This window comes from Serratia proteamaculans (genome assembly GCF_004684015.1).
GTDB classification, from domain to species: Bacteria; Pseudomonadota; Gammaproteobacteria; order Enterobacterales; family Enterobacteriaceae; genus Serratia; species Serratia proteamaculans_F.
In genome coordinates this window covers 486,316-502,136 of sequence record NZ_SRIA01000010.1, presented here as the reverse complement: position 1 = coordinate 502,136, position 15,821 = coordinate 486,316, and the positions used below count along the sequence as shown (strand labels likewise).

Here is a 15,821-nt window from a genome sequence, read left to right as displayed (position 1 = left end):
AACAAAAACCTCCGCGCAGGGCGGAGGTTATTCCTTTTTTTTGACAGGGAGCCGCTTAAGCGGTCACAGCCCTGTCTTCCATGGCTTCTCGCCAACCTCCCAGCCACTGAGACCGGGCGTCCACTGATGATTGGTAGGGACAATATTCCCTGGAACGCCCTAAAATACCTGCCTGATAACCTCTCGAATGCGCCCTTTCCAGACGATCGCGTTTCTGTCTCTTCATGCCTCGTTTCCCTCATTTTTTGGTCTGGTGGAAAGAAAACAATGGCTGCTTTTTGTGCTGCCACGTTTAAGCAATAGCGCTAAATGGCGCGAAGATCAATGCGCAAAATTCACGCCAATGTCATATTTGTGAGCTACGCACGCAGAATTTGCTAAGTGGCTGATATGCAGGAGAGAAGTTAACTTATTGAAATCAAATAAAAACCCCTCACGACGAGAAATTCCACTATTTCTCACCGAGAGGGGTTAGACCGATTTAGTACAAATTATTTCTAAAAACGACCGGCTTGCGCAGCGATGTCCTGGGCTTCTTGCTGCCACCCTTGTGCCAATGTCCGCACCAACGCATCGTAGCCGTCTTCGCCCTGCTTAAGCTCCAGGCTGAACGGCCGTTTCGTCAGAGTGCCCTGATGATTCAGCACCCACTCGCCGCGAATGATTGCCTTGCCGTCAAAGCGGCCATGGAAACCGCTGACGGTGACGTTCAGCACATCCTGCTCGCTGCTCATCGGCTGCGAAGACACCACCCAACCCGGCAGCGCGCTGCTCAGGTTGGTGACCAGCGTCTGCTGCAACTGTTGATCCAGCGGGCTGGCCCACAGGTTATTCTGGGCAATCACGTACTGCACGTCATTGGTCTGGTAAACCACACCACTCTGCGCCAGGTAATCCGCCACGCTAACGTGCTCCAGCCAAAGCTGGCGCGACGTCGTGCTGCCACTGACCTGTGTCGGCGTGCCCAATGCCGGCAGTTGATAATAGGTCTTTTGTGGCGTGCTGCTACAGGCGCTGAGTAACAGCGCCAGGGCTACCGGAATCCATTTCATCATTTATTGGCCTTCTTCGGCTGAGGATCGTTACTGCCCGCGGCTTCAAATACCAGCGCGTTGCTCTTTTCGTTCAGGGTGCGCAGCACCGGCTGCAGTTCACGCAATACCTGATCAAGACGTTGCATGTCGCCAACCATCTTGTTGTAGGCCGGTGAGCCTGGCTGGAACCCTTTCATGCTGCGGTTCAGTTCCTGCAAGGTTTTCTGCATATCCTGCGGCAGCGCCTTCATCTCTTTGCTGGCGATAATGTCATTCAGCGACTGCATGGTTTTCTGCGTCGTCTGCATGGTTTTCTGGCTTTCCGCCAGGGTTTTGGTCGCCTCGTTAATCATCGGATTGAGCGGCATCGAGTTGATCTTATCCAGAGTCTGCATCAGCTTCTGCTGGATCTGCGCCAGCCCACCGCTGGTGGTTGGCATCAATGGATAACCAAACAACTCTCGCGGCCCATTCCAGGCTTTGGCCTGTGGATAGAAGTCCAGATCGACATACAGCGACCCCGTCAACAGGTTGGCGGATTTCAACGAAGCGCGCATACCACGGGACTCGGCATCTTTCAAATGGCGCTCGATATCGAAGTTGCCGCCCAATTCTTTCTGGAAGCGATCCGGTTCGATGCGGATCAATACCGGAATACGGTAATCACTATCCAGGCGCTGAACCATGCCTTTTTGGTAGAACGGTACCTGACCAACGGTCCCCAGACGGATGCCGCGGAATTCCACCGGTGCGCCAGCCTGCAAGCCACGAACCGAATCGGCGAAGAACAACAGGTAGTCTTTATGCACGGTATACAGCGAATCCTGAATACTGCGCTGATTGTCGAACAGGTGATATTCCGCTTTCGGTTTTGCCAGTTCACCGCGGTCCCATCCATCCGGCACGTCAAAGCTGACGCCGCCGCTGAACAAGGTCGCCAGCGAGCCCATTTCCACCCGCATCCCCTGTGCCGACATATCAAACGCCACACCGCTGTCTTTCCAGAAACGGACGTTACTGGTCACCAACTGGTCGTAAGGTGCGGAGATAAACAGTTGGTAGCGCATGGCGCGCATCTTGGGATCAAAATAGCTGGTTTCCACCGAGCCGACACGATAACCACGGAACAGTACCGGATCGCCGGCATTCAACTGACCGGATCTTTCGCTATCCAGCACAATGCGTAACCCTTTGGCATCTGGAGAGGCCAATGGCGGCGCATCCAGCAGTTGGTAGTCCTTGCCTGCCTTGCCTTTATTGCCCGGCTGCAGCTCGATATAGGCACCGGAAAGCAGTGTGCCCAGGCCGGACACCCCCCCACGGCCTATTTGCGGCTTCACGACCCAAAAGGCAGAATCCTGGCGCAACAGTTTCTCCATGCCGGAGTTCAGCCGTGCCTCGACTACCACCTTGCTCAAGTCTTCGCTCAGGGTCACCGTTTCCACGACCCCAACGTCAACGCTGCGACTTTTGATTTTGGTTTTACCCGCTTCCAGCCCTTCTGCGGTGGTGGTGACCAACGTGACCACCGGCCCCTGGTGGCTGAAATGGTAAAACAGGATCCAGGCGCCGATCAGTGCGGTGACAATCGGGATGATCCACACTGGTGACCAGCGTTTGATCTTCTCAACGTCCGCGACGCTATGATTATTTTCCGTCACCTTGCGGCTCCTTTTTTATTGTTTCGTTTACGCGATCCCAGGTCAGACGGGGATCAAACGTCATGGCTGCAAACATAGTGAGGATCACCACCATAGCGAACAGCAGTGCGCCAATGTCAGGATAAATGCTCATCAATTGTCCCATCCGTACCAATGCCGAAAGCACGGCAATCACAAACACGTCAATCATTGACCAGCGGCCAACAAATTCAACCACTTCATAAATCAGATGCATTCGCTCGCTGTCGGCCCGGGCCTTGCCGGTGCCATTGGCATCCCAACACAGCCAGCCAATCGCCAACATTTTTAGCGAAGGCACCATAATACTGGCGATGAAGATCACCATCGCCACCGGGTAAGATCCTTCTCCCCACAGCAGGATCACCCCGGCCATGATGGTGGAGGTCAGTTTGTTGCCCAGCGCCTCGGTGACCATGATCGGCATCAGGTTTGCCGGAATATATAACAAAATAGAGGTGAGCAGCAGCGCCAGCGTCCATTGCAGGCTGTGCCGACGGCGCACATAGCCACGGGAATGGCAGCGCGGGCACTGGGTCAGTTCCGCCGGTAGAATGGCCGTGCAACACTGGCAGGAACGCAGCCCCTGACGCAGCCCGGTACGTCCAACTTCCATTGGACGATCAAGCTTCGGTGCGGGTTCAATGTCATTCCACAGCCAGCGGCGATCGACACACTGGAAGGCGCGCACCTGCAGCAGACAAAACAGGCAGTACGGCACAAAGCTGCTGCCGACGCCGATATCACCATAAGCCATCAGCTTCACGAAGCTGACCAATACCCCGGCCAGGAAAATCTCCACCATGCACCAGGTTTTAAACTGGAACAGCATTTTAGCCATCCACTCTTTCAAACCGGTGGGGATGGGCACTTTGGCGCACAGTACAATGATCGCCAGCATACAGAATGCCGGGATCAGTTGAACAAACACCATAAACAGCGTGGCCATGCTGGCATAGTCTTCCGCCACCATCACCTGCGGGATTTGGATCAGTTTGATTTCGTTACCAAGACCGGCAACGCGCATATTGATAAACGGGAAAATATTCGCCAGCAGCAGCATAAACAAGGCGCTGAGAGCATAGCCGATCGGCCGCTTGCGCGGTTCCTCCCAGCGGGAGCTGAGGGTAGTCTTACAACGCGGGCATACCGCTTTTGAACCATATGCCAGCGGCGGCAATGCCACCAGCATGTCGCACTGCGGACACAGCATCAGATTGTCCTGTTGCTGTGTAGCATGCGTGGCATGGCTGTGCTGCTCGTGATTCTCGTGGGAACACACCATATTCCTCCTTAATAACGTTGCTCACCGGTACGGCAATACCGCCCGCAGCAGCGCGCGGGCGGTATTTTCAACGGTTAGCCGTTTTTCATCGCTTCCAACTCTTCCCAGCGGGCGAACGCCTCTTCCAGCGCCCCTTCGGCCGTGGCCAGTGCTGTCAGCACCTGTTGCGTTTCGCTGTGAGGACGAGTGAAGAAATCAGCATCACTCATTTGCGCCTGCAGCGCCGTAATTTCCGCTTCCAGCTGTTCAAGGCGTTGCGGCAACTGCTCCAGCTCACGTAACAGGTTATAGCTCAGTTTAGCTGCTGTTTTCTTTGGCTGTTCAGCCTTTTTTTCTGATACAGGCTTGTTCTGATCGGCAGCAACCTGGCGGATCGGTTTTGCCGTCGCACGTTGATGGTGCGCATCGAAATAACCGCCGACGAAGGTGCTGATCTCACCGTTGCCTTCGAAGATCCAGCACTCGGTTACCGAGTTATCAACGAACTGACGATCGTGACTTACCAACATCACGGTACCCTGGTAGCCGTCGATCAGCTCTTCCAGCAATTCCAGCGTTTCAACATCAAGGTCGTTGGTAGGTTCATCGAGGATCAATAAGTTGCTAGGCTTCAGGAACAGCTTGGCCAGCAACAGACGATTACGCTCACCGCCCGACAAGGCTTTCACCGGCGTCATCGCCCGTTTAGGGTGGAACAGGAAGTCCTGCAGATACCCCAACACGTGACGGGAACGGCCGTTGACCAACACTTCCTGTTTGCCTTCCGCAAGGTTGTCCATTACCGTGCGCTCCGGATCCAGATCCGCGCGGTGCTGGTCGAAGTAAGCCACTTCCAGCTTGGTCCCGCAGTGTACGCGGCCGCTGTCGGCTTTCAACTGGCTGAGCATCAGTTTCAGCAGCGTAGTTTTACCGCAACCGTTCGGGCCGACCAACGCAATTTTGTCGCCACGCTGCACCTGAGCGGAGAAATTACGCACCAACACTTTGCCGCCAACCTGATAGTTAACGTCTTCCATCTCAAACACAATTTTGCCGGAGCGTACCGCTTCTTCCACCTGCATCTTGGCGGTGCCCATCACTTCACGGCGTTCGGAACGCTCGTTACGCAACGCCTTCAGCGCACGCACACGGCCTTCGTTACGGGTACGACGCGCCTTGATACCCTGACGGATCCACACTTCTTCCTGCGCCAGCTTGCGGTCGAATTCGGCGTTTTGCAGTTCTTCTACCCGCAGCGCTTCTTCTTTGCTCAGCAGGTATAAATCGTAGTTGCCCGGCCAGGACACCAACTTACCGCGATCGAGATCGACAATGCGCGTCGCCATATTGCGGATAAAGGAACGGTCATGGGAAATGAACACGATGCTGCCCTGGAACTCTTTCAGGAAGCCTTCCAGCCAATCGATGGTTGAAATATCCAGGTGGTTGGTCGGTTCATCGAGCAACAGTACGCGCGGAGAACTGACCAGCGCACGGCCTAGTGCCGCTTTACGCAGCCAGCCGCCAGAGAGCGAGGTCAGTTCAGCATCGCCATTCAGGCCCAACTGCAACAGCACTTCGCTAATGCGGCTATCGAGCTGCCACAGGCCCTGGTGATCGAGGATCTCCATAATCTGCGCCATGCGCGTCAGGTTTTTTTCGCTTGGGTCGGTTTCTACCAGGTGTGAAATCGCGTGGTAGGCTTTCAGGTGTTCCGCCTGTTCGGCGACGCCTTCGGCCACAAAGTCAAAAACCGTGCCGCCGATATTGCGCGGGGGATCCTGTTGCAGACGCGCCACAATCAGATCTTGCTCGTAAATCACCCGACCGTCATCCAGCGGAATTTCTTTACCGAGGATCTTCAACAGCGTGGATTTACCGGCGCCATTGCGCCCAACCAGACAAACGCGTTCGTTGTCTTCAATATGAATTTCGGTGTTGTCTAAAAGGGGTGCATCACTGAAAGAAAGCCAGGCACCGGACATGCTAATTAACGACATAGTAATTATTTTCCTTCGCCGGCATGGGTAAGCAGCCAGCAGTTATGAATTTGACGGTTACGGGCAAAGTCCTGCGACTGCGTCTGGGCGGTAATTTCTTTCGCCTCCAGACCCAATGCGCTCAGGCCGGCCATATCCATCTGGAAACCGCGCTTGTTGTTCGAGAACATAATGGTCCCGTTACGACGCAGCAACCGTTTCAAATCTTGCATCAGCGCCAGGTGATCGCGCTGAACGTCAAAAGTGTTCTCCATCCGTTTGGAGTTGGAGAAGGTCGGCGGATCGATAAAGATCACGTCGAATTGTTCGTCGGCATTTTGCATCCATGACAGACAATCCGCATGGATCAATCTGTGCTGTTTGCCGGTCAGGCCGTTAACCCGCAGGTTTTTCTCCGCCCATTCCAGATAGGTGCGCGACATATCCACGGTAGTGGTGCTACGCGCCCCACCCAATCCGGCATGCACGCTGGCGCTGCCGGTATAGGCGAACAGGTTGAGGAAGTCTTTGCCTTTGCTCATCTCGCCCAGCATGCGGCGAGCAATACGGTGGTCGAGGAACAGACCGGTATCGAGATAGTCGGTCAGGTTAACCCACAGCTTGGCGTTGAACTCTTCCACCAGCAGGAACTCGCCCTTCTGCGCCAGTTTTTCGTACTGGTTTTTGCCTTTCTGGCGCTCGCGGGTTTTCAGGATCAACTGGTTGGACGGCAATTCCAACACCGCCAGCGTGGCGTTGATCACGTCGAACAGACGTTGACGCGCCTTCTGCGCATCAATGGTTTTCGGTGGCGCATATTCCTGCACCACGACTTTGCTGCCGTAGCGATCCACCGCCACGTTATATTCCGGCAGGTCAGCATCGTACAAGCGGTAGCACTCAATGCCCTGCTGTTTGGCCCACTTGTCGAGCTTCTTCAGGTTTTTGCGCAGACGGTTGGCAAAATCTTCCGCCACCTGCACGCCACCGGCACCCAATGGGTTTTCTGCCAGTTGGTAGTTTTTCTGCACGCAGTCCAACGGGCCATTTTTAGCCTTGAACTGGCGCTCGGCACGCAGTTGCAGGCAGCTCAACAGCTCCGGTGAGGCGCTGAACAGCGACAACTGCCAGCCACCAAAAGCGCTTTTCATGATACGGCCCAGCATATTATGCAAGGCAATCAGCGCCGGTTCGCTTTCCAGACGTTCACCGTACGGCGGGTTGCAGACTACGGTACCCGTTGGGCCTTCCGGCAGCGGGTTGGTCAGTTTGGCTACGTCGTTGACGTTAAAGGTAATCAGTTCGGCGACGCCGGCACGACGGGCGTTGCCGCGAGCCATTTCAATCACCCGGCGATCGATATCAGAACCGAAGAAACGCGAGGTGGTTTCCTGCAGGCCACGACGGGCGCGCACCTGCGCTTCGGTGATCACTTCACGCCACAGATCGACGTTGTGACCATTCCAGGCGGTAAAGCCCCAGTGTTGACGATGCAGGCCAGGGGCGCGGTCGGAAGCGATCATCGCCGCTTCAATCAACAGGGTGCCCGAACCACACATGGGATCCAGCATTGGCGTGCCCGGCTGCCAGCCGGAACGCTGTACAATCGCCGCTGCCAGACTTTCTTTCAGCGGTGCCTGGCCGGTCAGGTCACGGTAACCACGCTGGTGCAGGCCTTCACCGCTCAAATCAAGCGCTACGCTGGCCATATCGCGCTGCAGGAACACATTGACGCGAATGTCCGGCTGCTGCTTGGCCACCGTCGGGCGCTGTTCGATTTTGCGGGTAAAGCTGTCGACAATCGCGTCCTTGACCTTCAGTGCACCATATTGGCTGTTGCGGATCTCTTCGTTAACGCCACTGAAGTGAACGGCGAAAGTTTTATCCACACCAAAAATGCTCGTCCAGTCGATCGCCTGTACGCCCAGGTACAAATCCAGATCGCTGTGTACGCGGAATTCATTCAACGGCAGCAAAATACGTGATGCCAATCGGCTCCACAGCAAGCTTTGGTACAGAAGACGATCGTCACCCTGAAAATGTACCCCACCCTGTACGACTTTACAGGCGTGAGCGCCCAGCGCTTCGAGTTCGCTTTTTAACAGTTCTTCCAGTCCACGCGCCGTGCTGGCAAACAGAGAGTTCATATCGTACTTATCACCAAAAAGAAAATTGTTGCGCATTATAGCTAATCCAGACCGCTTGTCATAAAGTTGCTCCCTTCTATTTAATAATCGCACGGGGATCAGGGTGATTACGCTAGCCAAACTTTACGTTCATCCGGTTAAATCGCTTCGAGGTTTGCAACTTTCCCACGCTCAGGTTTCCAGTAGCGGCCTGGCTTTTGATCGTACCTTTATGATCACCGAGCCGGATGGCACTTTTATTACCGCACGGCAATATCCGCAGATGGTGTTATTCACTCCGGCACTGCTGGCAGACGGCCTGTTCCTGACCGCGCCGGACGGAGAAAGTGCCGCCATCCGCTTTAGCGATTTCGCCGCCGAGGCGCAGCCGACCGAAGTCTGGGGCAACCATTTCACCGCCCTGATTGCACCGCAGGCGATTAATAGCTGGCTGAGCGGCTATTTCCAGCGTGAAGTGCAATTGCGTTGGCTCGGCCCGGAACTGACCCGTCGCGTTAAAAAGCATCCGGAAATCCCCCTGTCCTTCGCCGACGGTTATCCCTATCTGTTAATTAACGAAGCCTCGTTCAACAACCTTCAGCAGCGCTGCCCCGGCAGTATCAAGCTGGAACAGTTTCGCCCGAACCTGGTGGTGACCGGTGCCAGCGCCTGGGCAGAAGATGGCTGGCAGGTGATCCGCGTCGGTGACGTGATGTTTGATCTGGTGAAGCCTTGCAGCCGCTGCGTGCTGACCACCGTCAGTACCGAACGTGGGCGTAAACATCCGAGTGGTGAACCGCTGAGTACCCTGCAGAAATTCCGCACCGCTGATAATGGCGATGTCGATTTTGGCCAGAATATGGTGGCGCGCAACAGCGGTATTATCCGCGTTGGCGATGCAGTTGAAGTGTTATCCACCAAGCCGCCACGCCCTTATGGCGCAGGTAAAGTGGTGGAAAGCGTGCAGGCACCGCAGGACAGTACGCAGAGCGTCACTATTGACTACGCGGGAACGGTGTTTACCGGCAACAATCAGCAGATATTACTGGAGCAGTTGGAACAGCAAGGGCTGCGCATACCTTATTCATGCCGTGCGGGAATTTGCGGAAGCTGTCGTATTACTTTGGTCAATGGCGAAGTGGCACCGCTGAAGAAAAGTGCGGTGGCCGACAATGGCACCATTCTTTGCTGCAGCTGTATTCCCAAAAGCGATTTGACGCTGGCGTAATTGCCTTACATCGCCCTGTCGTAAGCTGGGGCTGAGGCTTCATCTTGCGCGCAGGGTTTAAGGCGATCGTGCATCACTTTGATGGCATCACCCAGCACCATGGTACGGCCGGCCAGCGAAAGCTGATTTTGCGCCAACAGGCACAGGCTGGCGTTGTCACCGGCTTCCACCACCAGCAGGCGGGCTTCAATGCCGCTCTCCATCACTTTCACCGCCGCCAGTTCGCCATTCTTCGGCTGCAACGGGTAATGTTGCTGAGAGAAATGCCAGCTTTTCGGCATCAAAGGTTTCAGGAAGCGATAAGCCACCAGGGCATTTAATACCAGTTCAGCACGCTGCTCATGGCTAAGCTTTATCTGTTTGCACTGCTCTTCATAATTAAAATAAAGCGCAGCGTCATCGACACAGAAAGAGCATTCATCGAAAGCATCCGGGGTTAACATTTTGGCTGGGAAACGCGAGCGAAAGATCATCCCATTGGCTAAATCCAGCATTAGCCGATCGTGTTCAGCGTCAAAATACCAACGCCAATTATCGTCAGGTTTTATCTTCATCTCTTATCCTTCTCGCTGCCCATGCCAGACTGTATTTACCCTAAAAGGTGATTTTATCACCACTAAAGACGCTTAAACATCGGATAATTCCGCGAACGATATTTATGCTAGTGGACAAAATATAGACGAGCCGGGGGAAGAAATAAACCCCCGGCGGAAAATGAAAGAAAAAATATTAGATGTAGTTAACGATATCTTTAATCAAGCGCGGACCTTTGAAGATAAATCCGGAATAAATTTGCACCAGTGAAGCCCCCGCTGCCATTTTTTCCCGCGCCGCCATCAGGGAATCAATTCCACCGACGCCGATAATCGGCAAACGCCCTTGCAACTCAAGTGACAGACGGCGGATCACTTCGGTGCTGCTTGCCTGCACCGGACGGCCACTCAGGCCCCCCATTTGCTCACAATAATTCAGCCCCTGGATCAATTTACGATCCAGCGTGGTATTGGTCGCGATCACACCATCTATATTATGGCGTACCAGGCTGTCGGCTATTTGGATCAATTCTTCTTCAGAAAGATCCGGCGCGATCTTTACTGCCACCGGCACATATTTGTGATGGCGCGCATGCAATTCCTGCTGTTTATTTTTAATCGCAGCCAGAAGATCGTCCAAAGCTTCGCCATACTGTAAGGATCGTAATCCTGGGGTATTTGGTGACGAAATGTTAATCGCGATATAACCGGCATACGGATAAACTTTATCCATACAGATTAGATAATCGTCTTTCCCTTGCTCAACCGGGGTGTCTTTATTCTTGCCGATATTAATCCCCAGAATGCCGCCGAAATGAGATTTCTTAACGTTTTCAACCAGATTATCCACACCCTGGTTATTAAACCCCATGCGGTTGATCAGGCCTTCGGCTTCCACAATGCGGAACAGACGCGGTTTGTCATTGCCCGACTGCGGGCGCGGCGTGACAGTGCCGACTTCGACAAAACCAAAGCCCATGGCGCCAAAGGCATCGATACACTCGCCGTCTTTATCCAGACCGGCAGCCAGGCCCAATGGGTTTTTAAAAGAGAGCCCCATGCAGTTGACCGGCTTGGTCGGCACAGACTGACGAATAAGGAATTCTAACGGGGTGCCGGTGACACGGCGAAGCTGTTGAAAAGTCAATTCATGCGCACGCTCGGGATCGAGCTGGAACAACGCTTTTCTGATGAGGGGGTAGTACATGTACTCTCCTGATTTCCCGGTTGCAAACCGGGGGCGTATTATCCGGTATCCCCTGACCAATTGGAATTGATTAAAAGCAAAAAAAACGTTTTTTACGCAATCGTTTTCCCTCGTCTGCGCTCAAACCGCCGCCAATCCGCATTTGTGCATAACAAAATCAAAAAAAGAGATTTAAGTAACCCACCTTCTTGCTGATAGGTTTAAAACACTTCTCGAATATTTTCTGATTAAACCTAACTTTTAGTTATAAGGAGTGGTCATGCGCGTTATATCACTGGCCGGCAGCCCTCGCATCCCATCACGCTCGGCAGCACTGCTTTCTCTGAGTAAAAACTGGTTGCAGCAGCAAGGCGTGGAGGTGATCTCCTACACCCTGCACGATTTTGATGCCGAAGATTTGCTGTATGCCAATTTTAACAGCCCGGCGATCAAAGCCTTTACCGAGCAACTGGCACAGGCAGATGGCCTGTTGGTCTCGACACCGGTGTATAAGGCGTCGTTTTCCGGTGCGCTGAAGACCCTGCTGGATCTGCTGCCAGAGCGTGCGCTGGACCATAAGGTGGTATTACCGCTGGCCACCGGCGGCTCCATTGGCCATATGTTGGCGGTGGACTACGCCCTCAAGCCGGTTCTGGCGGCGCTGAAAGCGCAGGAAGTGCTGCACGGGGTATTTGCCGATGACAGTCAGGTGGTGCTGGACGGCGAAGAAGTCACCCTGGCCGAGAATCTGGCCGTCCGGCTGGAAGAAGCCCTGGAAAGCTTTTATCTGGCATTGGGCCGCCGCAAGCCGCCGAAAGCCAAGCTCTCTCCCTCTCTTTTTGCCCGCCAAACTGCCTGATGGCACAGCATATAAGGAAATAAGCATGAAACGACTTTCTTCACTGGGCCGTTGGCTTGGCACCAGCGCATTGGCGGGCATCATCTCATTGGCATGGATCAATGCCGCCAGCGCACAGGATCCGGCGCAGTTTCGCATTGGCTACCAAAAAGGATCGGTCAGTCTGGTGCTGGCAAAAACCCACCGGCTATTGGAACAGCGTTTTCCCAATACCAAAATCAGTTGGATCGAATTCCCCGCCGGCCCGCAAATGCTTGAAGCGCTGAACGTCGGCAGTATCGATCTGGGCAGTACCGGCGATATCCCGCCGATCTTCGCCCAGGCCGCCGGAGCGGACCTGCTGTATGTTGGCGTAGAGCCGCCAAAACCCAAGGCAGAAGTGATCCTGGTGCCGGAGAACAGCCCGATCAAAACCGTCGCGGAGCTAAAGGGCCACAAGGTGGCCTTCCAGAAAGGCTCCAGTTCCCACAATCTGCTGCTGCGCTCATTGCAAAAAGCCGGGCTGAAATTCACCGATATTCAGCCCGTCTATCTGACCCCGGCCGATGCCCGCGCCGCCTTCCAGCAGGGCAATGTCGATGCCTGGACGATTTGGGACCCCTACTATTCTGCGGCCTTGTTGCAGGGCGGCGTACGAGTGTTGGGTGACGGTACCGATCTGAATCAAACCGGTTCCTTCTATCTGGCGGTGCGAACTTATACCCAGACCAACGGGCCGTTTATTCAACAGGTGCTCGATACCCTGACGCAGGCCGATGCGCTGACCCTGAGCGATCGTGCGCAAAGCGTCACGCTGCTGGCCAATGCCATGGGCCTGCCGGAGAAAGTGATTTCGACCTATCTGGATCACCGTCCGCCCACCGCCATCAAACCGCTGGACGCACACACCATCGCCGCTCAGCAGCAAACCGCCGATCTGTTTTATGCCAACCGCCTGGTGCCGGTGAAAGTCGATATTTCGCAACGCATCTGGCATCCGACCGCACAATAATTTAGGAGAACTGACAATGAGCCTGAACGTATTTTGGTTTTTACCCACCCACGGTGACGGTCACTATCTTGGCAGTACTGAAGGTGCCCGCAGCGTCGATTACGGCTATTTACAGCAAATTGCCCAGGCTGCCGATCGACTGGGTTTCGGTGGCGTGCTGATCCCTACCGGCCGCTCATGTGAAGACTCCTGGCTGGTGGCCGCCTCGCTGATCCCGGTCACCCAGCGACTGAAATTCCTGGTGGCACTGCGTCCGGGGATTATTTCACCCACTCTGGCGGCACGTCAGGCGGCAACACTGGATCGTCTTTCCAACGGCCGGGCATTGTTTAATCTGGTCACCGGCGGCGATCCTGATGAATTGGCGGCGGAGGGCCTGCACCTCAATCACGAAGAGCGCTACGAGGCTTCGGCGGAGTTCACCCATATCTGGCGCAAGGTGCTGGAAGGAGAAACCGTCGATTTTAACGGTAAACATATTCAGGTAAAGGGCGCAAAACTGCTGTACCCACCGGTGCAACAGCCACGCCCACCGCTCTATTTTGGCGGATCCTCCGCCGCTGCGCAGGATCTGGCAGCCGATCAGGTTGAAATGTATCTCACCTGGGGCGAACCGCCGGCGCAGGTAAAAGAAAAAATTGCCGAAGTTCGTGCCAAGGCCGCAGCCAAAGGCCGCCAGGTGCGTTTCGGTATCCGCCTGCACGTCATCGTGCGCGAAACCACCGAGGAAGCCTGGCGAGCGGCCGACCGGCTGATTGCCAATCTGGATGAAAAGACCATCGCCGATGCCCAGCAGGCCTTCGCTCGGTTTGACTCCGTAGGGCAACAACGGATGGCGGCATTGCACGGCGGCAAGAAAGACCATCTGGAGATCAGTCCCAATCTGTGGGCAGGGGTGGGTTTGGTGCGCGGCGGTGCCGGCACCGCGCTGGTTGGCGATGGCCCGACGGTGGCAGCGCGTATGCAGGAATACGCCGATCTGGGCATCGACACCTTTATTTTGTCCGGTTACCCACATCTGGAGGAAGCCTATCGCGTTGGCGAACTGCTGTTCCCACATCTTGATCTGGTGGAAACCCAGGCGCCCGCGCCGCGCCGACCGGCCAAAGCACAGGGCGAAGTGGTAGCCAATATTTATATTCCACAAAAAGCATCGCAAAGCTGAGGAGCCGCACTATGACAAAGGGCACCCAACGAATCTTGCACCGCTTGGCCCCCTGGGCATTGCCGGTAGCGCTGGTGGCAGTCTGGCAAATATCCGTGGAGGCAGGCTGGCTGTCGAACCGCATTCTGCCGGCGCCGAGCGCCGTAGTGACCGCGTTCTGGACCCTGATCAACAGCGGCGAGCTGTGGCAACACCTGACCATCAGCAGCTGGCGCGCGTTGATCGGTTTTAGCATTGGTGGCAGCATCGGGCTGGCGCTGGGCTTTATCACCGGTCTGTCGCGCTGGGGCGAACGCTTGCTGGACAGTTCCATACAGATGATCCGTAACGTGCCGCATCTGGCATTAATCCCGCTGGTGATCCTGTGGTTTGGCATCGATGAGTCCGCCAAGATTTTTCTGGTGGCGTTGGGCACCCTGTTCCCGATTTATCTGAATACCTATCACGGCATCAAAAATATCGATCGGGGCCTGCTTGAAATGGCACGCAGTTACGGCCTGAGTGGTTTCCAGTTATTCACCCAGGTGGTGTTACCGGGCGCCCTGCCCTCGATCATGGTCGGCGTGCGTTTCGCATTGGGTTTTATGTGGTTGACGCTGATCGTCGCCGAAACCATTTCCGCCAATTCGGGGATTGGCTACCTGGCAATGAACGCCCGTGAATTCCTGCAGACCGACGTGGTAGTGGTGGCCATTGTGTTGTACGCCCTGCTCGGCAAGCTGGCGGACGTCAGCGCCCAATTGCTGGAACGCGTCTGGTTGCGCTGGCATCCGGCCTATCAATTCAAGCAAGGAGAAGCGCTATGACGACTCCCGCACGTATTCCCCAGGGGACTCCAGTCACGCTGGAGTCGATTGCCAAGCGATACGGTAATCGCACAGTACTCGACAATATCCAGCTGCGCATCAGCGCCGGTCAGTTCGTCGCCGTGGTTGGCCGCAGTGGCTGCGGCAAAAGCACGCTGCTGCGTCTGATGGCCGGGCTGGAAAATGCCAGCAGCGGCGCGTTATTAAGCGGCAATGCCCCCCTCGCCAGTGCCAGGGACGATACTCGCCTGATGTTTCAGGATGCACGCCTGCTGCCGTGGAAAAAGGTGATCGACAATGTCGGCCTCGGCCTGCGGGGTGATTGGCGAGCCGACGCATTGCAAACGCTGGAAACCGTTGGGCTGGCCGATCGCGCCAATGAGTGGCCGGCAGCCTTGTCCGGCGGGCAAAAGCAGCGGGTGGCACTGGCTCGTGCACTGATCCACCGCCCACGCCTGTTGCTGTTGGATGAGCCCTTGGGCGCGCTGGACGCGTTAACGCGGATTGAAATGCAGGGGCTTATTGAAGGACTATGGCAACGACATGGTTTTACCGTACTGCTGGTGACGCACGACGTCAGTGAAGCCATTGCGCTGGCGGATCGGGTGATTTTGATTGAGGAAGGGCGTATCGGGTTGGATTTGACCATTGACCTGCCGCGTCCACGCCGTAAGGGATCAGCCAGGCTGGCGGAACTGGAGGCCGAAGTGCTGGATCGGGTGCTGTCACCGCCGCCGTTGGCTGTAGCTTCGCGCCGGGTAGCGAATTAAAAAAGGGACGGCATGCCGTCCCTGAAATTTGTAGTTATAAGCCCTAGATACCCGGGCCTAGCGCACCGAGGGGCCATTATGGGACACGTCCATGTGTCCCACCCTTCGGGCCGACTGGAAGTCGTTCCAATTTGCTCCCGGCAAATTGGTCGGCAGCCAAGGCTGCTACGACCCCTTCGGCACGCTCTCCCTAATAATCAG

At 55.3% G+C, this 15,821-nt stretch carries 14 protein-coding genes; 6 read left to right on the top strand and 8 right to left on the bottom strand.

Annotated features, from left to right (window positions below; genetic code table 11):
• Nucleotides 1-55: 55 nt before the first annotated feature.
• The 6 genes from rmf to rlmKL all read right to left on the bottom strand — a co-directional run bounded on the left by rmf (nt 56) and on the right by rlmKL (nt 8,103).
• Nucleotides 56-226, bottom strand: a complete 171-nt coding sequence (gene rmf / locus E5C26_RS08920) for a ribosome modulation factor (protein WP_071827009.1) — start codon at nt 224-226, stop codon at nt 56-58.
• A 271-nt stretch (nt 227-497) separates the two neighbouring features.
• Nucleotides 498-1,055, bottom strand: coding sequence for a membrane integrity-associated transporter subunit PqiC (gene pqiC / locus E5C26_RS08915; RefSeq protein WP_135315957.1), 558 nt, complete (start codon nt 1,053-1,055; stop codon nt 498-500).
• Nucleotides 1,052-2,695, bottom strand: a complete 1,644-nt coding sequence (gene pqiB / locus E5C26_RS08910; RefSeq protein ID WP_135315956.1) for an intermembrane transport protein PqiB — start codon at nt 2,693-2,695, stop codon at nt 1,052-1,054. Before pqiB ends, pqiC begins: the two co-directional genes overlap by 4 nt.
• Nucleotides 2,682-3,998, bottom strand: coding sequence for a membrane integrity-associated transporter subunit PqiA (pqiA, locus tag E5C26_RS08905; protein WP_135315955.1), 1,317 nt, complete (start codon nt 3,996-3,998; stop codon nt 2,682-2,684). The genes pqiB and pqiA overlap by 14 nt, the downstream gene beginning before the upstream one ends.
• Before the next feature lie 74 nt (nt 3,999-4,072).
• Nucleotides 4,073-5,977: an ABC transporter ATP-binding protein gene (locus E5C26_RS08900; RefSeq protein WP_135315954.1), complete on the bottom strand. Its 1,905-nt coding sequence runs from the start codon at nt 5,975-5,977 to the stop codon at nt 4,073-4,075.
• 5 nt (nt 5,978-5,982) lie between these two features.
• A complete protein-coding gene (gene rlmKL / locus E5C26_RS08895) occupies nt 5,983-8,103 on the bottom strand; it encodes a bifunctional 23S rRNA (guanine(2069)-N(7))-methyltransferase RlmK/23S rRNA (guanine(2445)-N(2))-methyltransferase RlmL (protein WP_135315978.1) in 2,121 nt (706 codons plus the stop codon).
• Between the two features lie 103 nt (nt 8,104-8,206).
• Here rlmKL and E5C26_RS08890 point away from each other — a divergent pair, with 103 nt between their 5' ends.
• Complete coding sequence (locus E5C26_RS08890; RefSeq protein WP_135315953.1) at nt 8,207-9,310, top strand: YcbX family protein; 1,104 nt, start codon at nt 8,207-8,209, stop codon at nt 9,308-9,310.
• A 5-nt stretch (nt 9,311-9,315) separates the two neighbouring features.
• On the opposite strand, the gene E5C26_RS08885 is transcribed toward E5C26_RS08890, so the two are convergent.
• Both E5C26_RS08885 and pyrD read right to left on the bottom strand, forming a co-directional pair.
• A complete protein-coding gene (locus E5C26_RS08885) occupies nt 9,316-9,864 on the bottom strand; it encodes a cell division protein ZapC (RefSeq protein ID WP_012006168.1) in 549 nt (182 codons plus the stop codon).
• A gap of 175 nt (nt 9,865-10,039) precedes the next feature.
• Complete coding sequence (gene pyrD / locus E5C26_RS08880; protein WP_135315952.1) at nt 10,040-11,050, bottom strand: quinone-dependent dihydroorotate dehydrogenase; 1,011 nt, start codon at nt 11,048-11,050, stop codon at nt 10,040-10,042.
• Between the two features lie 259 nt (nt 11,051-11,309).
• Here pyrD and ssuE point away from each other — a divergent pair, with 259 nt between their 5' ends.
• From ssuE to ssuB, 5 genes are read left to right on the top strand one after another with little or no spacing between them, the layout of a single operon-like run.
• On the top strand, nt 11,310-11,888 hold the full coding sequence (ssuE, locus tag E5C26_RS08875; RefSeq protein ID WP_135315951.1) for an NADPH-dependent FMN reductase: 579 nt from the start codon (nt 11,310-11,312) through the stop codon (nt 11,886-11,888).
• 25 nt (nt 11,889-11,913) lie between these two features.
• Entirely contained in the window at nt 11,914-12,879 is a 966-nt protein-coding gene (locus E5C26_RS08870) for a sulfonate ABC transporter substrate-binding protein (RefSeq protein WP_135315950.1), read from the top strand.
• Between the two features lie 16 nt (nt 12,880-12,895).
• Complete coding sequence (ssuD, locus tag E5C26_RS08865; protein WP_135315949.1) at nt 12,896-14,044, top strand: FMNH2-dependent alkanesulfonate monooxygenase; 1,149 nt, start codon at nt 12,896-12,898, stop codon at nt 14,042-14,044.
• Nucleotides 14,045-14,055: 11 nt separating this feature from the next.
• Entirely contained in the window at nt 14,056-14,850 is a 795-nt protein-coding gene (ssuC, locus tag E5C26_RS08860; protein ID WP_135315948.1) for an aliphatic sulfonate ABC transporter permease SsuC, read from the top strand.
• Entirely contained in the window at nt 14,847-15,620 is a 774-nt protein-coding gene (gene ssuB, locus E5C26_RS08855) for an aliphatic sulfonates ABC transporter ATP-binding protein (RefSeq protein ID WP_135315947.1), read from the top strand. The genes ssuC and ssuB overlap by 4 nt, the downstream gene beginning before the upstream one ends.
• Nucleotides 15,621-15,821: the final 201 nt, after the last annotated feature.